This is a genomic window from Candidatus Cloacimonas sp., assembly GCA_039680785.1.
In the GTDB taxonomy this organism is placed as follows: domain Bacteria; phylum Cloacimonadota; class Cloacimonadia; order Cloacimonadales; family Cloacimonadaceae; genus Cloacimonas.
The window spans coordinates 1-19238 of sequence record JBDKSF010000082.1; the positions used below are offsets into that span (position 1 = coordinate 1).

Sequence of the window (19238 nt, forward strand, 5' to 3'; positions counted from 1 at the left end):
ATTCTTTATATACCATACAGTTCAATGCCGGAGACGAATCCGAGTAACCCATCGCCAAAAGGTCTTCAATTTCTTTCAATAAACCGTCGGCAAGCATTTTTTCCATCCTCAGATTGATGCGTTTATACAGTTCCGAACGGGGAATATCAATCAGAATGCGAAAGACATTGTATTTTTGGCTTTCTTTTTGGTTGTGCCAGTGTTCCGAAAGCGGAATACCCGTTCCCAGAAAAACTTCCAAACCGCGTAAAATTCTTTGTGTATCATTTTTACTTATCTGAGCGGCAAATTCGGGGTCGCATTTCTGCAAGTCAGCATATAAAACTGCCAGTCCTTCATCTTTAAGGCGTTGTTTCAAAGTTTCTCTGATATTTTTAGGAAGAGGAGGATGAGCAAAAATTCCTTCTAAAAGCGCTTTTATATAAAGTCCTGAGCCACCGCAGATAATTGGAATTTTACCTTTGGAATACAGGTCTGCTATGATTTTTTCCGCATCGGCAACAAAATTGCCGGCATTATAGGTCTCGTCGGGATTGATAATATCCAGTAAATGATGTTTAACTCTTTGCTGTTCCTCTTTACTTACTTTTGCGGTGCCAATATCCAGAAAGCGATATACCTGTCTGGAATCAGCAGATATGATTTCGGTTTCAAAGTCCTCCGCAAGGGCAATTGCCAAAGCTGATTTTCCTGTGGCGGTTGCTCCTTCAATGGTTATAACAGGGATCATAAAGTGCGTTTAAACTTCTTTTCAAAATCAGTTACGGGGATTTTTAAGATGAGAGGTCTGCCGTGGGGACAAAAATAGGGAACCTGACAGGCAAAAAGTTCATTGATTAAATTCAACATTTCCCTGCGCGTAAGTTTATGATTGGCTTTAATGGCAGCTTTACAGGCAATTGATTTTATTAAACCATCCCTGAAATCGGTAGTAATATCCATTTCCTGTTCCAGTTGTTTTAAGATTTCAATAAAAACCTGACCACCGGCAAAATCAGTCAATTCGGCAGGAATTTCTTCTATCACAATTGAATCACCGCTAAATTTTTTAAGTGTAAAACCTACTTTCTCCAGCAGTTCCAAATTTGCTTCTACCAGGTCTTTTATGTCCGAGGCAATATAAGGTGGAATATCTATAACCAACGGAATAATAAGTTTTTGACGCACGGCAGGAGCTCCCCCGCTTCTTTGTATTAATTTTTCATAGATAATTCTTTCATGAGCTGCATGTTGATCAATAATTACTAAGGCATCTTCCACTTGAATGAAGATATAGGTATTATGAAACTGCCAGGGATTGATATAGTCCTCTTCATTTTTTAGCAAAATATCGTATTTCAGCTTATCGTTGGGCTGATCGGAAAATATTTCCTGCACCTCACTTTCTTCTTTGGCAGGATTAAAGATTGGAATATCTTTGGGCGTATCGGGATTTGATTCGCTCTTAAAAATATCATCCTGAAAGAGTTCGCCAAATTCTTTTTTATAAGCCGAGAACTGCGGAACCTCTATATTACTTACGAAAATATCGCGCTCCAAGGAAGTTGCTTTTTCACCTTTTGATTCACCTTGAAATTTACGCCGCGCACTGGCAAATTTACTATCTTCATAAGCCCGAAGCGCATTAGTCAGCGTTTCAAAAACCAGAGAATGCACCAGATTATTTTCGCGAAAGCGCACTTCCAGTTTGGCGGGATGGACATTTACATCAATCTGCTCCGGAGGAATTTCCAAAAAAAGAATATAGGGCGGAGTAGTTCCTTTTTGCCAGGCACGGGTTTTTAAAATGAAGGGTTCATAAGCTGATTTTATCGCGTGACGAACTGTCTTATCAAAAATATAACGACCGTTAATAAAAGTGTATTGCGCATCGATCAATTTATCCGAGCGATCTTCCAAGCCAAAAATGTAACCGTTTACGGAGTAATTGCCATATTTTCCATCTATGGAAATCACATCGTCAGCAAAAAATGTGCTTCCGAAGACCTCTTCTATGCGCTGTTTTCTCTCTGTGCAAGCAATATAATTCAGCTTTTCCTTATCGTCAATCACAAGGCGAAAACTTATTGTAGGATAGACCAGCGCTTGATAATGCATATATTTTAGGATGTGTCTGGTTTCTACTTGAGCGGTTTTGAGAAATTTTCGCCGCGCAGGAAGGTCTTTAAATAAGCCCCGCACAGTTACGGTAGTTCCGGGTGTGGCAGAAGTTCGTGTTACATTCAATAATTTACCATCTGCAAATTCAATTATCGTAGCCATCTCGTCTTCCGCTTTTCGCGTTACTAAATTTAGTTTCGAAACCGAAGCAATGGATGGTAGCGCTTCACCTCTAAAACCCAGTGAATCGATATGAATAATGTCATCCACGGTCTTAATTTTACTGGTAGAATGGCGTTCAAAAGCCAGCATTGCATCATCGGCATTCATTCCGCAACCGTTATCTAAAACCCTTATCAGGTCTTTGCCTCCGTTTTCAATGACAACAATTATACTTTTGGCACCGGCATCAATGGCATTTTCCACCAGTTCTTTAACAACGGAAACTGGACGCTCAATAACTTCTCCGGCGGCAATTTTATTGCGGACATCTTCAGATAGGATATGAATATTATTCAATTATGTTCCTTAATAACGAAAGATACTGCCATCCGTAAATTCTCTGATGATAGAATTATAGGGAACCAACGAATCGGCAATATCCTTACAATTGGAAATTAATTGGGAAAGTCGTTTTGCTTCCATATAGGCAGATGATGTAGGAGAAACCCCTAACAGCAATTTCCAAGCATATTTGCGAATCACGCTCATTTCATAAGTTAAGCTACTGTTAAACATATAATTGGCATTTTCCTGATAGGGAAATATATTTTTATCTTCCCCTTCGCGGACATCTTGCCAGCGCATTAATGTTTCTTCCGCACTGTAACCTCTGTAACGATGATCACGAATAATTCTGCGTAATAATCTACAATCGGTGGTAGCAATCCGATTATGATTATCAATATTCAGCTGATTTAGGGCGCTAACATATATTTTCACTTTTCGGTTGGCAGGAATGGAAGAAGTTAAGGTCTCATTCAAACCGTGAATGCCTTCCATCACAATTATACTGTTACTGCCGAGTTTGATAAAATTGTTGCTGTGGCGTCTGGCGCCTTTGGTAAAATCATAGCGGGGCAATTCAATTTGTTCTCCTTCCAGCAGTTGGTTCATTTGCATATTCAAATATTCCAGGTCCATGGCGTAAATTGATTCAAAATCGTATTCACCGTTGGGTTTACGGGGTGTTTTATCCCGGGGCAGAAAGTAATCATCCATTCCGATGATGACTGGTTTTGCCTTACAGGCCTGAAGTTGAACACCTAACCTTTTAGCAAAAGTGGTCTTACCGGAAGAAGAAGGCCCGGCAATCAGAATTAACTTCACCTCTTTTTTGGTAACAATATCAGCTGCTATTTCCGCTATTTTCTTTTCGTGCAATGCCTCTTCCACTTGAATAAATTCCGATATTTCGTAGTTATCGATCAGTTTATTGATGTCTATAATATTATGCACCCGTAAAATATCCAGCCATTTATCGTGTTCCTGATGGAGGGCAAATAGTTTTGAGGGAAGCTGGAAAGAGGATATTTCCATCTTTTCATCTCTTCCTGGAAAGCGTAAAATAAAGCCAGGAGCGTGATAAACGATATCAAAGGTCTTTATTTTGCCGGTTCTTTCCACCAGCGGATGAATAAAACAATCATAATACTTTCCGCATCGGTAGAGTTCCACATTTTCTTGGTAATGATATTTCAAATTTTTGAGCACATCATTCCGACCCATCGCACTGAAAATATCTATTGCCTCATCGGTTTTAACCGTTATCTTTTCTATGGGTAGATCGCTATCCACAATGTTATGCATCTCTTTTTTCAAGCGGTTGCAATCATCTTCGGTAAAATTTTGGGAATTGAAGACCTCACAATATACACCGTCGGCAATGGAATGTTCCACTACCAGAGAGTGTTCCGTTCCCATTATAGTATGCAATGCCTTAACCATAATGAAAATAGCGCTATCCTGATAAATTCTGTAACCCTCGGGATGAAGATAAGTGATGCAATCAATAAGAGTTTCTCTATCGGGTATGTAATCTTCATTGACATATTCTCGATGATTTATTTTATAGGATAAGACCTGTGATTTGTCTATCATAGTTCTTTTCATTGTTTCTGCCAGAGAACGGGGTGTATCCACTTCCAGCAGAGAGTTTTTGGTGCCGTTTAAGCGAATGTCCAAAATCATTTTTTTTCCTGTTAATTCCAAATCTGATAAGGAATTATGAAATTTATTATATTTATACCAGAGATTTAAACCTGAAAATTTAGTCAAGCTTTATAGGAGAGATAGATAGTGCAAAAGATAAGTAAAAAACAATACTTGCAAAGAGAAATATGGCGTCTGATAGGAATCATTTTCGGCTCATTTTTTTTTGCAATGGGTTATTCTTGGTTTTTATTACCTTACAATATGGCTCCCGGTGGAGTAGGTGGCTTATCTCAAATTTTATATGCCTTTTTGGGTATTCCCAATGGCGTTTCGATGATTTTAATCAATATTCCGCTGTTCATAATCAGTTTTATCTTCATTGGCAAATCCTTTGGCAGCAAGAGCTTATATGGAATGTTCGTCAGCTCTGTGATGACCGACTTTCTCAGCTTTCCTGCTTTATATAAAATAGGTATTATTACCGATCTAAAGCCATATACTCATATCTTGAATGGACATACAATCTACGCAATGTTAGGTCCGGAAGATATGTTATTAAGCGCAATGGCAGGTAGTGTTTTACTGGGAATCGGTTTGGGACTTATTTTCCGGTTCCGGGGATCAACTGGAGGAACAGATATCCCGGTGGCGCTAATTAAGCAGAAAGCCAATCTTTCCATCGGAACCGGTTATTACATTGTAGAAACGGGAATCATTTTACTGGTGGCTATCATTTTTAAAGCCCCTAAATTGCTAATCTGGGGTTATTTTAATCTCTTCATCACCGTGAAAATAACTGACTTAGTCAGTGAAGGACTTCCTTATATCAAAGGCGCATATATCATTTCCGATGCCGTGGAAGATATTAGCAAAGAAATTTTTACCAAACTGGAACGCGGAGTTACATATCTAAATGGCGTTAGCGGATATAACAAGCGTGATATCAAAATACTGTTCGTAATTTTAAACCGAAGACAGGTTCCCCAATTAACCGATATCGTTAAAGATGCCGATCCCGATGCCTTTATGATTATTATGGATGTTTACGATGTGCTTGGTTATGGCTTCAAATCACGCAGCTTAAAGTTGAATGAATAAATTTAATTTCCGCTCTCACTGCCTGATTTGAAACAAAATATTCCTTTATTATGGTAGGAAGGACTTTTTTACTTTATACTGCAAAGTCCTTATTTACCCCAAAGCTAATTTAGAGCCAAATTCGTTTACTGGGTAAGCGATGGAAAGATCTATATTAGATCAGCCCACACAATTCCTTTGTCCACATCCACTTTGTAAATAACGATTTTCACTATCTCTGCGTGTGTGTAACTATCACATTTGGCGGAGATTACAAATCCCCAGGGGATTAGTTCCAAGCGCAAATATCCTTTTTCAAATGTTCTTACGCAAGCATCCAACGGAGTATTTAAGTAGTTCTGTCGGATAAATTGCAGCACCCAATAATGTTCACTCTTATGGGCTATTTCCTTCAAATATTGAAGATGTTTTTCAATATAAGGAATCTCGAACTCCAGCTCCTCTTGCGTAAAGGGTATTTTTTCTTTATTTAGCATAGCTAAAATCTGGCTCTGATTGACTAAATCCACATACCTACGCAAAGGAGAAGTTAAATGGGTGTATGCTTTCACACCAATTCCGCTATGAAATTCAGGATGAGTGGAAAGATATGCCTTGTTAACAAAAAAATTGGTGGCAATGTCTTCGTAATGATTGATATTGCGATAAATAATCGGTAAGTTTGATTTTAAGGCATAATCTGCTAATGCGGAATTATACAGAATCATTAATTCTTCAATCATTTTGCGGGCTGGACTTTGTGTATCTACGCATTTTGCTTCCAACCCTTTAGCGGTAGCCCTGATATAATAATAAAAGCGTTTATTTTCCGGGATGGAATCTGCTTCTCTCTTTGTTGCCAATGCGTTACAAAATTTGGATAAAGTGGCGAAGGGTTCGTTGGCAATATCTCGCTCCACTTCATTATAACTGTAATTGGCAGAAATAGATATATTTTTGCGGCTAATTTCCGTTCGTTTAATCGCTAAATTCTTATCCACCCAAACAGTTAAAGCTAAAACCGGACGCACTGCATTTTCCAGCAAACAAAGTTCCTGTTCAGAATATTTGGGAGGAAATAAAGGTATAACTGCATTGGCAGTATATAATGTCACCACTCTTTTTTTGGCTTCGGCAAAGAGAGCTCCTTTCAGATTAAGCCGTTCAGCAACGGAACTTACATATATTCCAATTTTCCAGAGTGAACCTTTTTTAACGATGCTAATGGCATCATCATAATCTCGGGTAGTATCTTCATCAATGCAAAAAGATGTTTCTTCGGCAACGAGATTATCCTCGGGCTGTAGCTTTTCCTTATTTAATAAATCGGAAAAACCAATGGGGATGCCTGATTGTGCAATAACTGGATCTATGTTGTCAGGCATTTCTCCACAGTCCATTCGAAATTGAATAATTGCTTCTTCAGGTTTCAGCTGCGCATATTTAGCCAGAATAAGTTGTCGCAACTCTTTGTGTTTCTTTTCGTTGTTTAATTCGGGCAGCAAGCAATAAAGTTTATGCTGAACTTGTTCACTTAATTTTGCACCCTTAAACCAACCATCTATCTCTTGCAAAAATTGCTTTTCCATTTCCTGCTCTTTTAGCATTTCAGTGTATAACGCAGTTTCTTCAACCGTTTTCAGACGATATTTATCTTTTTTATAGTGAAATTGAGCGGGATTTTCCCTTAAATATTTTAACAGAGCAAATCGTTGAGCATCACTTAGCCAATTAAGCCGTTCCGCTATTTCTGACAAAGTATATTCCCGCTGCTGCATAAAATTGAAATTTAGCTTGGGCAAAATTGCTTCATTTTCAGACACTTGGGAAAAAAACATAGCTCTGGCGTCAGCAGGATATTTCTCTTTACTAATCAGGATAAATCGCTCGGCAGGCAAAGTAAAATGAGTATTGCTTTCGGTTATAATTTCATAATATCGATTATTGCCAGCTGTTACATAGCCAAACTTCAGAATTCCCCTTTCATAATAGGCAACAAATTTATCTAATGGAATATCTTCCAAACTTTCCTTCTTCCTAAATTTCTGGCGCCCCAGAGATGACTTGAACATCCGACCAACGGTTTAGGAAACCGTTGCTCTATCCTCTGAGCTACTGGGGCGCATCAACATTTAACCATTCTTGTAAGAGCCCAATTTTGTCAAGTTTACATTGACAAGCTATCCCTACTGTAAAAAAGTGCATAAACTACATAAATATGATGTAATGATATAAAAGATAAGGAAATACAAATGAAAACAGCAATAGTTGGCGCCACCGGTGAAGTTGGCAGAATGATGATTACCTGTTTGGAAGAAAGTAACTTAACTATTTCAGAACTGGATCTGTTTGCTTCAGAACGCTCTGCAGGAACCATTTTATATTATCTTGACCAACCTCTTAAAGTTCAAGAACTGAAGCAGGACTCTCTGCTTAAACATTATGACTATGTTCTTTTTTCGGCGGGAGCGGGAGTTGCCAAAACTTATGCCCCGATTGCAGCCCAGGCATCAGAAGTTGTAATTGACAATTCTTCCGGATTCAGGAAAGAAACAAATATTCCTCTTGTTGTTCCACAAGTAAATGGAGAACTCCTTTTAGGTTACAAAGGCATCGTAGCTAATCCCAATTGTTCCACGATTCAGATTATTTTGCCTCTGGCAGTTCTGGATAAGCTTTTCGGTTTAAAGAAATTGATCGTTTCCACTTATCAGTCAGTTTCCGGCAGTGGACATCAGGGAATTCAAACTTTGTTGAATCAACGCAAAGGCATTAATGACAAAGGTATTTACCCACATATCATTGACTTGAATGTTATTCCTCAAATTGGCGCCATTTTGGATAATGGATATTGTCAGGAAGAAGAAAAAATGCAGTTTGAAAGTCGTAAAATACTATCTAAATGGAATTTAGCCGTTAGTGCCACAACTGTGCGAGTCCCTGTTATTTATGGACATAGTGTTTCCGTTTATGCCGAATTTGAAAATAATGTAGATTTACCCAAAGCGGAAGCAGCATTGCAAAAGGCACCTGGCATCATTTATTATCCCAATACTTATATTACGCCTTTGGATTTGGGCTCTTCCAACGATTCTCATACTTGTCGTTTGCGTTTGGGAACCGATGATAAGTCCTTAACTTTTTGGAATGTAGGGCACAATGTTCGTTTGGGAGCGGCAGCCAATGCAATTGATATTTTATTGACTCATTCCAAATATACGGGCAAACTTTAATGCTTGATTTAATTGAGCTGCGTCATAACTTGCATAAAATCCCTGAGCTTGCTTTTAAGGAATTTAAGACCAGAGCATTATTGGAAGAAAGCATTAGTAAAATATTGCAAGACCAGCCAAAAGATACCTGGAAACTGCATCATTTTAATGGCAATACTGGCTTGCTTTTAGAATATACTTGTGCCGCAGGACCCTATTTATTATTCAGAGCAGATATGGATGCTTTGCCCATTTATGAAAATACAGGAGTTGATTATGCCTCCGAACATCCGGGTTTTATGCATTCTTGCGGACACGACATTCATTTAGCTATTTTAATGGGCTTAATTCAATTTGTGGCGATAAACAAGCCCCAACGCAATTTGTTGTTTCTTTTCCAACCAGCGGAAGAAGGTGAAGGAGGAGCACAAAGTGTTTTGGCAGAAGGAATAATTCAAAAGTTCAATATAGAAATGGTTCTGGCTTTACACATTGCCAGTGATTTACCTGTGGGCGCCATTTCCGCCAAAGAAGGTATCTTTTTTGCCATTCCGCAAGAGTTTGATGTTTGTTTTTACGGAAAATCGGCGCATATTGCCTTCCCAGAAAAAGGCATTGATGCTTTAAACGCAGGCATAATGTTTATGAATTTAATTACAGATCGCCTGCAAGAGCTTAAAGCAAAGGAAAAAATTATTTTTCACATCGGGAAAATGAGCTCCGGCACCATTCGCAATGTTATTTCTGACCAATGTGTTCTGGAAGGAACGCATAGGTCCCTTTCCAAAGAAATCAGCCAAAAAATCAATAATGTCATCAAAGATACCGCAGCATTTGTAGCCAAAGCAACAGGGGCAAATTACGAGGTTAAATTTTTAGCCACTTACGACCCAGTTATCAACAATGCCAATTTAGTAAAACGCTTACAGGAGATTTGCCAACGGGAAAACATTCAATACATTCCTGCAGAAACAGCTATGACTGGAGAGGACTTTGGCTTTTTCACCACTCTTTATCCGGGTTTGCTTTTTTGGCTGGGGAGCGGATGTCCCCAACCCTTGCATTCAGATAAATTTTTGCCTAAAGATGAAAGCATTGAAGTTGGCGTAAAGGTCTTTAGCGCTTTCCTGCCAAAATAATGCTTTTTATTTATCTTACGCTGGCTCAGCTATTTGAATAGGATACAGTTTATTTATGTCTTAAGCGGAACTACGAATTGGAGAAGGCGTTAGCATTTTTCCCCAAACATTTCCAAATAATTTATTTAGCGACGGCAGGTTGGGTTCCGGTTTCTTTGGCAATGAAATCCCGATGCGCATCAAAGGCAATAATAGGTAAGTTATTCACAGGAAAAAACTTTGCTTCTTCAGCATCATCTCCGGCTTGCAACTTGCCACCAATTGCCTTTATCCGAAAACCAATACTGAGAATTCTTTCGTAGATTGGACTTTTACCATAAAACCAACCTATGGAGTGCATAATTTTACCTTTGATGCCTGTTTCTTCTTCCAGCTCTTGAAGGGCATTTTCTTCCGGCGTAAGATTAATTTCCATATAGCCACTGGGAAGTGCCCAATAACCAACTTTCGGAGGAAAACGCCTTTTCACCAAAAGCAGTTCCTTGTTTTCATTAAATAGCACAATTGCCACTGCCGGAATAGGATTTTTGTAATAAACCCAATTACAAGCGGGACATATAGGCCTTAGTTTATTTTCAGCATCGGTTTTCAGCACCAATTTATGCCCGCAATGCAGACAGAAATTAACATCTTTGTAATTAGCAGGACTAAGTTTTTTCATAAGTTCACTAATGGAAATTAGCACCCTTTTGTCAAGCAAAACGAAGGTAATTTTTTTTACGGACATACGGATTAACGAGTAACAAAATTTATTAGGGAATGGATTGGTGGATGGAACAGATAGTCAGTTTGGCAATTTGCTCTAATAACGACATAACTCATTCCATCATAATCTGATACATAATCACTTTATCCCTCCCTGCCGGTCTGGCATATACTGCTCATTTGTTAATCGAACGCTTCCCGAATGCTTCCCGTATGAACATTCGGGAAGCGTTCGGGATACTTTTCGGCAATATAAGGGTTTTAAGTAGGAACGAAATAGGAGATCAATCCTCCTGAAATAGCTAAAAAGTAGGTAAACAAAAGATAATTGTATAGTGTGATAATTTGTGGTACTTAACGAACCATTTAGGAAATTCTTACATACTCCCCCAAAAGTTCTGATAACCTTTGGCTTATCTTTTCAAATTCTTCTATGAGAGGAAGGTTGACAAAATCAAGGTATGCAAAAATTTGGCTAATATATATTGTAAACTAAGACAAAAAACTCTGCCGAAAAACACAGGGTTACATAGCAAGAGGAGTATTAGAATGGAACCAGCTAACAATATAAGTGTTAGGAACAAAGGAATTACTTTGGGGACAGTAAGTTATGATATAACAAAAGCGTTGCCCGAAGCGGAAACCTTTTTTCGAAAAGGAACAAGGCGTGAAGCAACTCCTCGGCAATTATAATATTATGATTGCATCGGTCATTTGTTTCTTAAAGATAAACTAAAAACCAGATGGAAAAATGAGAAAATATATCGTATCTATCGTAGGGCGTCCCAATGTAGGAAAATCCACATTATTTAATCGTTTGTGTAGAAAGCGTTCTGCTATTGTAGATTTTGAAGCAGGCATAACGCGAGACCGCAAATACGAAGATGTAATCTGGAATGGGAAAACATTTAAACTTGTGGATACCGGTGGCATTGTTTTTGACAGTAATGAGACAATGGACAAAATGGTTAAACATCAAGCATTATTGGCAATTGAAGAAAGTGATCTGATTATTTTTTTGGTGGACGCTCAAACCGGCGTTACCGATATCGACAAAGACATAGCCAAAATCCTTTATCCACATAGAGATAAAGTTATGCTCGTTGCCAATAAAGCCGATAGTGAAAAATTGGAGTGGGAGGTCTATGATTTCCTGCAATTGGGTTTAGGTGAGGCAATTGCTATTTCTGCTTCGCATGGACGCAATACGGGAGATTTTTTAGATGCTTTAATAAAACGCATTCCTGGCACACAATTGGCTTATCAAAATGAAGATAAACCCGCTGCCACACGCATTGCCATAGTGGGAAAACCCAATGTAGGAAAAAGTTCCATCGCCAATTTGCTGATCGGCAATCCGAAATTAATTGTCACTGATATTCCGGGCACAACGCGTGATTCCATAGATAGCCCTTTTCGTTTTCATAACAAGGATTATGTTTTAATCGATACTGCAGGGCTAAGACGCAAAACGAGAGTAAGTTACGGAGTGGAATATTTTTCCAATTTAAGAACTATAGATGCAGTTGATCGTGCGGACATTGTAGTTTTGGTTCTTACTGCGGATGAGGAACTTAGCGTTCAAGACATCAAAATAGCCAGCTATGCCAAACGCAAGATGAAGGAAATTCTGGTTGTGTTTAATAAATGGGATTTGGTGGAAAAAGAGACAAATACGGTAAATAAATATCTGCAGAATTTGCATTATCAGATGCCTTTTCTGCAATTTGCCCCCGTTCTATTCATTTCTGCTAAAACAAGCCAACGCATCAATCGGATAATGGAAACGGTTGCCCAAATTGAAGTAGAAAGTGAAAAACGGATTTCCACCTCAGAACTCAATCGCTTTATGGAAACGGTTATTATGCACAGACCCCCTACCCACCCAAGTGGAAGACAGGTAAAAATATATTATATAACGCAAGCACAAGTGAAACCGCCCACCTTTATTTTCTTTTGCAATACGCCTTCTTTGATAACGGAAAACTACCGGCGATTTTTACATAATCAATTAAGGGAAACATTCAAATTTGAAGGAGTTAGCATTAAGCTGATTTTTAAGGGACGCAAAAAAGAAGAGGACTAAATGAATGAACATAACTTTATGCTCTTAGGTTTTTTAATAGTTGCTTATCTGGTTGGCAGTATTCCCAATGGCTGGCTTGCTGGAAAATTAATTTACCGGAAAGATATCCGCAAAGAAGGAAGTGGAAATATAGGCGCCACCAATGCTTTAAGGTCTTTTGGAACGCTAAGTGGCGTTCTTGTTTTACTTTTGGATATGGCTAAGGGTTTTATTCCGGTCGGTTTAGCAATCTTAATTACAAGCAAAGAAAGTAGCTTGGTACCGATAACTGCTTTTTTAGTTATTATGGGGCATATTTTCCCTGTCTATTTAAAATTCAAAGGTGGTAAAGGAGTTGCTACGGCTGCCGGATCTTTTTTAGCGTTTGCGCCTTATAGTTTACTGATAGCGATTATTGTTTTTTTAATTGTAGTTATCCTTTATCGTTATGTATCTCTGGCATCTATATGTGCCGCTCTTTCTTTTCAGACCCATTATCTGGCACAATTGCTGAAAGCGGAAAAGGCGGATTTTGTCTCTTTAATTTTAATTTCAGTAGTCATAATGATGATACTTATTAAACATCAAAGCAATCTGGAAAGATTGTTAAGAGGAACTGAATCTAAACTAAAATTTGGTAAAAAAGGAAATTAGAACCTGAATGTGTGGAATCATAGGAGTTTTTGGAGCTGACGACGCCGCCCATCTTGCCGCTTTAGGACTTTTCGCTGAACAGCATAGAGGGCAAGAAAGTTGTGGTATGGCAGTGAGTGACGGTTTTCTTATCCGTTTGCATAAGCAAATGGGATTGGTTAAAGAGGTCTTTCATAGTGAACAATTAACTGCTTTGCCAGGAAAAATAGCTATTGGCCATGTGCGATATCCCACTAAGGGAAGTGCGACTGAATTTAATACCCAACCACATTTAGTGGAGACACTTTCGGGTCCCTGTTACGCACTTGCCTCAAATGGTGATATTGTAAATTATATGCAAGTGCGCAAAGCATTGGAAAAAGAAAAGGTCTATTTTAAAAGTGACAACGATGGTGAGCTGCTGGTTAAATATATTGCCTATAGAATCTTACATTATCAAGAAAAAATAGAAGTGGCAATCCAGCATTTAATGCAAGATATCAAAGGTGCATATTCCAGCGTTCTTTGCACACCTACGGAACTTTATATGTTTAGAGATCCGCTTAGCATCCGTCCAATGATGTGGGGAAAATTACCTGATGGAACAATTGTAGTGGCTTCGGAAAGTTGTGCTTTGGATACTTTAGGCGCCATAGATAGAAAAGAAGTCCCTCCCGCTGGAATAATCAAAGTTAGCGAAAAAGGAATAGAAATTTTTGAAAATGACCCAAATCTCTATCGAAGCTGTAATTGTGAAAAGCATTGTATTTTTGAACAGATATATTTTTCCCGCCCCGATAGTTTTCACTTTGGCGAAAATGTGTATCAAGTAAGAGAAAAAATTGGAGCAGCTTTGGCAAGACAAGACGAAGGATTAAATCCTGATTTGGTAGTTCCGGTTCCCGATTCATCCAATTTTATCGGAATGGGCTATGCCAATCAAAGTGGCAGACCTCTTTCCTTAGGCCTAATTCGTAATCATTATATCGGCAGAACTTTTATTAAACCGGAACAATCAGTCCGCGATGAAAGCGTGCGCCAAAAATTTAATGTCCTGCCCCATTTTTTTAATGGGAAAAAAATTGTGCTGATAGATGATAGCATTGTGCGGGGAACCACCATCCGAAAAATCGTGAAATTGATCAAAGATGCCGGAGCAACGGAAATTCATTTGCGCATTGGCAGCCCCCAAATAAAACATAGTTGCTATTATGGAATAGATACTCCCAATGCACAAGAATTGGTTGCCAACCGTAGAACATTGGAAGAAATTAGGGAAATTACCGGTGTGGATACTTTAAAACATCTATCCCAAAGCGATTTGCAAAGCTGTGTTCATTGCCCTGAAAATTATTGTTATGCCTGTTTTGATGGCAATTATCCCGTAGGAGTTCCCGATGCATACAATTAATCCTAACAAACTGGAAGAGATTTTAAATAGTTTTAAACAACGCCGCATAATCGTTTTAGGCGATATAATGCTGGATGAATATTTATGGGGAAAAGTTCAACGCATTTCTCCGGAAGCGCCTGTTCCCATAATTGAAATAAATACAAGCGATTACCGTTTAGGGGGAGCAGCCAATGCAGCTCTAAATTTAAATGTTTTGGGTGCGGAAGTTACTCTGACGGGTGTTTGTGGAAAAGACCCTCAATCGCAAATCATAATGAAGAAACTTAAAGAAAGAGGGATGTCTGCTTCAGGTATATTTATTGATGCCAGTAGGCCTACAACCCTAAAAACCAGAATTGGTTCCGTAAGTCAACAAATTGTGCGTTTAGATAGAGAAGATGTCTCTGAACTAAATTTGAATCTGCAAAAAGATATTTTCACCTATCTTGCTCAAATTATGCCTCAGGCGGATGCACTTTTAATTGAGGACTATAATAAGGGTTTGCTTAGTTTTAATTTGATCAATGATGTTCTGCAGCTGGCCAGAAAATATAAAAAACTGGTTGCGGTTGATCCCAAATATCTCAATTTCAGTTCCTATGGAGGAGTAGAAATTTTCAAACCCAACTTTAGAGAATTGGAAAGTTATTGCGGCAGAAAATTTACCGATAGAGAGGATTTTGAAAGGTCTGCGGAAGAACTAAGGCAAAGAATGAACATTAAACATTTGGTAGTTACCGTAGGCAGCGAAGGAATGTATGTTTTTTCAGGAAAAAAGCAAGTAAAACATCTTCCCAGTTTTGCTCGCGAGGTATATGATGTCTCCGGAGCGGGTGATACAGTTATAAGTGCTTTAACTTTGGCTTACTTATATGATTCAAACATTGATTCTGCCACTTTGATTGCTAATCATTCTGCAGCTGTGGCAGTTGCCAAAAAGGGAACTGCCAGTGTCACTACGGATGAAATAAGAGAAAGTTTCAATGCTGCAATCTAAAATCATACCCTATGCCAAAATGGATGAGTTAAGTAAGAACTTGCGCAACCAGGGAAAACGGATTATATTTACTAATGGTTGTTTTGATATTATACATTCAGGGCATATCCTCTATCTGGAAAATGCCAAAGCGATGGGAGATGTTCTGATTGTAGGACTTAATAGTGATGCATCGGTGAAAAGATTGAAGGGAATTAGCCGTCCTGTTAATGCTGAAGGAGATAGAGCTTTGGTCTTGGCAGCTTTGGAAATGGTTGATTATGTGTGTATTTTCGAACAAGATACGCCCTATGAACTGATTGGCATTATTAAACCTGATGTATTGGTGAAAGGTGGCGATTGGCAAGTGGAACAAATTTGCGGAGCTGATATTGTGCAAAGTTACGGAGGAAAAGTTTGTTCCTTGAATTATGAAAAAGGGATCAGCACTTCCGAAATTATTAAGCGCATAAAACAAGGAAATTAAAATGCTGGAAGAACCAGTTGAAGATAGCGGTATCGTAACAAAAGTGGAAGGTAACTGTGTTACCGTAGAAATCGAACGCGGGAAAAATTGCCAGGGTTGCAAAATGCAAGGACTGTGTTTTACGCAAAGTGAGCCAACCAAGTATGAATTAGTTACCGATCTACCTTTGCAAGTAAATGATAGAGTGCAGCTAAATATCTCACCTTTAGGAAGAACTTTGGTGTCTTTGCTAATTTTTGGGGTTCCCATCCTGTTTTTATTTGCGGGTTATTTAATTGCGTCGTTGTGGTTTATCGAAATTGTTGCGGCTCTAATCGGTTTTGCCGGAATGGCATTGTCTTTTCTGTTAATAAGGTTTATCGACAATAAATACGGAACTCATTTAAAGATAAGCATCGCGAGGAAACTGTGAAAATAAAACTGAACGAAATGGTCTTTTATGGTTATCATGGAGTCCAGGAAGAAGAAAGAACTTTAGGTCAGCGCTTTATCGTAAGTGTAACCCTATATACCAGTTCCAATATAGATAATCATATTCGCCATCTGGAAGATACGATTGACTACACGAAAGTATATGCCGTAATAAAAGAAATAATGGAAAGCAGGCAATTTTACTTATTGGAAAACTGTGCTAACACCATAGCCGATAAACTTTTAACTGATTTTCCCTTGCTCAATAAACTTACTATCTGCATTCAAAAACCCTCAGTTCCAATTCAAGGAAGCATAAAATCGGTAGAAGTTATCCTCAGCAGAAGCAGAAATAATCAAGAGGAAAATATTTAGCTATGCTATATTATCTTTGTCTCGGTTCCAATACGGAAGATCCCAACGCCCAACTGGATGAGGCAATAGAGCGGTTGTCAATGCTTTCTGGAATTGAAATTATGCGCAAATCCTCACGCATAATTACGAAACCCTACGGAATGAAGAATCAGCCAGATTTTATAAATCAGGTGCTGGAAATAGATAATAATTATTCGCCTCAGGAATTAATGGAAAAGCTTCTGCATATCGAAATGACTATGGGACGCCTAAGAAGAATAAAATGGGGACCTCGTAACATTGATATAGATATTCTTCTGGCAGGAGATTTGAAATTGGATAGTAGAATCACGCCACAAGAAAATCCCTGGCCCAGTGTGATTATTCCCCATCCAGATTTGCATAATAGAGAATTTGTTTTATGCTTGCTTAATGAACTTATCCCCGACGCCGTGCATCCCGTTTTACATAAAACAATAAGTGAATTATATAAAGAAATATCTGCTAAGGAAGAACTATAATGAGTAATCTGTCAGCAATTATTTTGGCTGCAGGAAAAGGCACAAGAATGAAATCGGAAAGAGCTAAAGTTACTTTGCCGCTGGCTGAAAAACCAATGATTCAGAGAGTGGTAGATACTGCTTTGGCTACTAAGTGTCAAAAGATCTATGTTGTAGTGGGCTACCTGAAAAACAGCGTGATAGCTGCCCTCGAAGATAATGACAGAATTGAATTTGTGGAGCAAAAAGAACAGCTCGGAACAGGCAATGCCGTAATTACAACTGAACCGTATTGGAAGGATTTAGATCAGGATGTGTTTATTTTATGTGGAGATGTTCCTTTACTTAGTGTGCAAACCCTTATCCAATTATATGAAAAGCATAAAAATGAACAGGCATCCTGCACAATTCTAACGGCCTTCTTAGAAGACCCGGGAAAATATGGACGCATTTTGCGCAATAACGAAGGGAACATATACAGCATCATTGAATACAAAGATGCCAACGAAGAACAGCGGAAAATTAAAGAATGGAATACCGGCATCTATTGTTTTAAAGTAGGAGATTTGTTTAGCGCTTTAAAACAGACCTCCAATAACAATAAACAGGGAGAATATTACCTTACCGACACAGTGGAAATTCTCGCTAAGCAAGGTAAAATTATCTCCAGTATTGTGCTGGAGGACTTGTTGGAAGCTTCCGGAGTGAATTCTCAGGAAGAATTGGCTGCCTTGGAAAATAGTTATGTGGATCGCATTCGCAAAAAATGGCTGAATAGCGGAGTTATCATTCACAATCCGGAAACCGTTTATATCGGTGATGAAGTTATTATTGAACCCGATGTGGAAATCTATCAGAATACTGTCATCAAAGGCAAATGTATGCTGGAAAAGGGTTGTGTAATAGGTCCCGGAGGTCTTTTGGAAAATAGCACCGTTTCGCTTGATTCCATTTTGCAGGGACACAATATTTTGGTGAATGCCATTATGCCGGAACACCATATTTTGAGCTACGGATCCAATATAATTGAAGAAATGCAATATGAATAATCAAAATAAGGACAACGGAGAAAAGCACTATCTTTATTCTCCTTGGCGTCTGGATTATATATTAGGTGACAAAATGGATGATTGCGTTTTATGTCGTTTCCAAAATCCTGATAATGATAAAGATAACTTGATTGTCTATAGAGCCAATGCCTGTTATGTAATGTTGAATCGCTATCCTTATAATAACGGACATCTGATGATTATTCCTTATCAACATTCCGCTTCTATAACGGATTTGGAATTGGACACCTGGCTGGAAATGTGTTCCTTGGTAAGAGACACGGAACAAATTTTATTGCGAGTTTATCATTGTGACGGCATAAATATTGGCATCAATCTGGGTTGTGCAGCCGGAGCTGGAATTGCAGAACATTTGCACATTCATCTTGTTCCACGCTGGCAAGGAGATAGCAATTTTATGACTATTATCGGTGGCGAAAGAGTTATCCCTGAGTCCTTTGAAGTTGCTTTCGCCAAATTAGCGCCTGAATTTGCAAAACTTGCTAAAACTAAAGAGCTTAACAGTTGAGTTTGACAAACAAACCCCCTGAAAAAAACTTGCCCTCAAAAAAGAGTTTGATAGTATCTGTCATTCTGATTCTTTTGGTTACGACAGCAGTTATCCTGTATTTTGCCTTAAAAAACAGAAATTCAGAGACCAAAAATTTTCACGCAGAGGACAAGTTCCCTGCAATTAAAGTAATAGTGACCAATGGTTGCGGATATGAACATCTGGCGGCTGATTTTGCCGCTGCATTGAAAGATAAAAATATTGAGGTGGTAAGTTTGTCACAGACCTCCAAACCGATATATGACAAAACCATAATCGTTATCCGCAAAGGCGATATGCAGGATTTGAATCGCTTGCAAAAAATGACTGGAATCCAGCGCTGGACAAGCGCATACAATGAATATTTCGGTGCCGATTTTGAAATCATCGTCGGCAGGGATTATGAACAGTTTTTACCATAAATAAGGGAGAA

The 19238-nt window shown here is 38.6% G+C and carries 20 protein-coding genes and 1 tRNA gene; 15 read left to right on the plus strand and 6 right to left on the minus strand.

The window, feature by feature from the left end; translation table 11 throughout:
* The 3 genes from miaA to ABFC98_05430 form a co-directional block, all read right to left on the minus strand.
* On the minus strand, window positions 1-730 hold a 730-nt coding region (gene miaA, locus ABFC98_05420; GenBank protein MEN6445467.1), incomplete at its 3' end, for a tRNA (adenosine(37)-N6)-dimethylallyltransferase MiaA.
* Window positions 727-2619, minus strand: coding sequence for a DNA mismatch repair endonuclease MutL (gene mutL, locus ABFC98_05425; protein MEN6445468.1), 1893 nt, complete (start codon window positions 2617-2619; stop codon window positions 727-729). The genes miaA and mutL, both read right to left, overlap by 4 nt.
* A gap of 9 nt (window positions 2620-2628) precedes the next feature.
* Window positions 2629-4290 (minus strand): nucleoside kinase, encoded by a 1662-nt coding sequence (locus ABFC98_05430; protein MEN6445469.1) that lies wholly within the window; start codon window positions 4288-4290, stop codon window positions 2629-2631.
* A gap of 108 nt (window positions 4291-4398) precedes the next feature.
* Between ABFC98_05430 and ABFC98_05435 the strand changes: the two genes are divergently transcribed.
* A complete protein-coding gene (locus ABFC98_05435) occupies window positions 4399-5352 on the plus strand; it encodes a YitT family protein (protein MEN6445470.1) in 954 nt (317 codons plus the stop codon).
* 149 nt (window positions 5353-5501) lie between these two features.
* On the opposite strand, the gene ABFC98_05440 is transcribed toward ABFC98_05435, so the two are convergent.
* Together ABFC98_05440 and ABFC98_05445 are read right to left on the minus strand one after the other, a co-directional pair.
* Window positions 5502-7355: an RNB domain-containing ribonuclease gene (locus tag ABFC98_05440; GenBank protein ID MEN6445471.1), complete on the minus strand. Its 1854-nt coding sequence runs from the start codon at window positions 7353-7355 to the stop codon at window positions 5502-5504.
* Between the two features lie 22 nt (window positions 7356-7377).
* A tRNA-Arg gene (locus ABFC98_05445) sits at window positions 7378-7453 on the minus strand.
* Between the two features lie 130 nt (window positions 7454-7583).
* Here ABFC98_05445 and ABFC98_05450 point away from each other — a divergent pair.
* Window positions 7584-8564 carry an aspartate-semialdehyde dehydrogenase gene (locus ABFC98_05450; GenBank protein MEN6445472.1) on the plus strand — a complete coding sequence of 327 codons (981 nt, stop codon included), beginning with the start codon at window positions 7584-7586 and terminating at the stop codon, window positions 8562-8564.
* Window positions 8564-9682 (plus strand): amidohydrolase, encoded by a 1119-nt coding sequence (locus ABFC98_05455; GenBank protein ID MEN6445473.1) that lies wholly within the window; start codon window positions 8564-8566, stop codon window positions 9680-9682. The genes ABFC98_05450 and ABFC98_05455 overlap by 1 nt, the downstream gene beginning before the upstream one ends.
* A 121-nt stretch (window positions 9683-9803) precedes the next feature.
* Here ABFC98_05455 and ABFC98_05460 read toward each other — a convergent pair whose 3' ends face one another.
* On the minus strand, window positions 9804-10343 hold the full coding sequence (locus ABFC98_05460) for an NUDIX hydrolase (GenBank protein MEN6445474.1): 540 nt from the start codon (window positions 10341-10343) through the stop codon (window positions 9804-9806).
* 593 nt (window positions 10344-10936) lie between these two features.
* Here ABFC98_05460 and ABFC98_05465 point away from each other — a divergent pair.
* The 12 genes from ABFC98_05465 to ABFC98_05520 are packed head-to-tail and all read left to right on the plus strand — an operon-like array spanning window position 10937 to window position 19227.
* Window positions 10937-11080, plus strand: coding sequence for a hypothetical protein (locus ABFC98_05465; GenBank protein ID MEN6445475.1), 144 nt, complete (start codon window positions 10937-10939; stop codon window positions 11078-11080).
* A 58-nt stretch (window positions 11081-11138) separates the two neighbouring features.
* Window positions 11139-12473 carry a ribosome biogenesis GTPase Der gene (der, locus tag ABFC98_05470; GenBank protein ID MEN6445476.1) on the plus strand — a complete coding sequence of 445 codons (1335 nt, stop codon included), beginning with the start codon at window positions 11139-11141 and terminating at the stop codon, window positions 12471-12473.
* On the plus strand, window positions 12474-13106 hold the full coding sequence (gene plsY, locus ABFC98_05475; protein ID MEN6445477.1) for a glycerol-3-phosphate 1-O-acyltransferase PlsY: 633 nt from the start codon (window positions 12474-12476) through the stop codon (window positions 13104-13106). It abuts the gene before it with no gap.
* A gap of 7 nt (window positions 13107-13113) precedes the next feature.
* Window positions 13114-14496 carry an amidophosphoribosyltransferase gene (gene purF / locus ABFC98_05480; GenBank protein MEN6445478.1) on the plus strand — a complete coding sequence of 461 codons (1383 nt, stop codon included), beginning with the start codon at window positions 13114-13116 and terminating at the stop codon, window positions 14494-14496.
* Window positions 14483-15475: a D-glycero-beta-D-manno-heptose-7-phosphate kinase gene (gene rfaE1 / locus ABFC98_05485; GenBank protein ID MEN6445479.1), complete on the plus strand. Its 993-nt coding sequence runs from the start codon at window positions 14483-14485 to the stop codon at window positions 15473-15475. Before purF ends, rfaE1 begins: the two co-directional genes overlap by 14 nt.
* Window positions 15462-15941, plus strand: coding sequence for a D-glycero-beta-D-manno-heptose 1-phosphate adenylyltransferase (rfaE2, locus tag ABFC98_05490; GenBank protein ID MEN6445480.1), 480 nt, complete (start codon window positions 15462-15464; stop codon window positions 15939-15941). The genes rfaE1 and rfaE2 overlap by 14 nt, the downstream gene beginning before the upstream one ends.
* Window position 15942: 1 nt before the next feature.
* Complete coding sequence (locus tag ABFC98_05495) at window positions 15943-16353, plus strand: SoxR reducing system RseC family protein (protein ID MEN6445481.1); 411 nt, start codon at window positions 15943-15945, stop codon at window positions 16351-16353.
* Entirely contained in the window at window positions 16350-16727 is a 378-nt protein-coding gene (gene folB, locus ABFC98_05500) for a dihydroneopterin aldolase (protein ID MEN6445482.1), read from the plus strand. Before ABFC98_05495 ends, folB begins: the two co-directional genes overlap by 4 nt.
* Before the next feature lie 2 nt (window positions 16728-16729).
* Window positions 16730-17227 carry a 2-amino-4-hydroxy-6-hydroxymethyldihydropteridine diphosphokinase gene (folK, locus tag ABFC98_05505; protein MEN6445483.1) on the plus strand — a complete coding sequence of 166 codons (498 nt, stop codon included), beginning with the start codon at window positions 16730-16732 and terminating at the stop codon, window positions 17225-17227.
* Window positions 17227-18255 carry a sugar phosphate nucleotidyltransferase gene (locus tag ABFC98_05510; protein ID MEN6445484.1) on the plus strand — a complete coding sequence of 343 codons (1029 nt, stop codon included), beginning with the start codon at window positions 17227-17229 and terminating at the stop codon, window positions 18253-18255. Before folK ends, ABFC98_05510 begins: the two co-directional genes overlap by 1 nt.
* The gene (locus tag ABFC98_05515) at window positions 18248-18784 is read left to right on the plus strand and encodes an HIT domain-containing protein (GenBank protein ID MEN6445485.1); all 537 of its coding nucleotides are present in this window, start codon (window positions 18248-18250) and stop codon (window positions 18782-18784) included. The genes ABFC98_05510 and ABFC98_05515 overlap by 8 nt, the downstream gene beginning before the upstream one ends.
* Window positions 18781-19227, plus strand: coding sequence for a LytR C-terminal domain-containing protein (locus ABFC98_05520; protein ID MEN6445486.1), 447 nt, complete (start codon window positions 18781-18783; stop codon window positions 19225-19227). The genes ABFC98_05515 and ABFC98_05520 overlap by 4 nt, the downstream gene beginning before the upstream one ends.
* Window positions 19228-19238 lie beyond the last annotated feature (11 nt).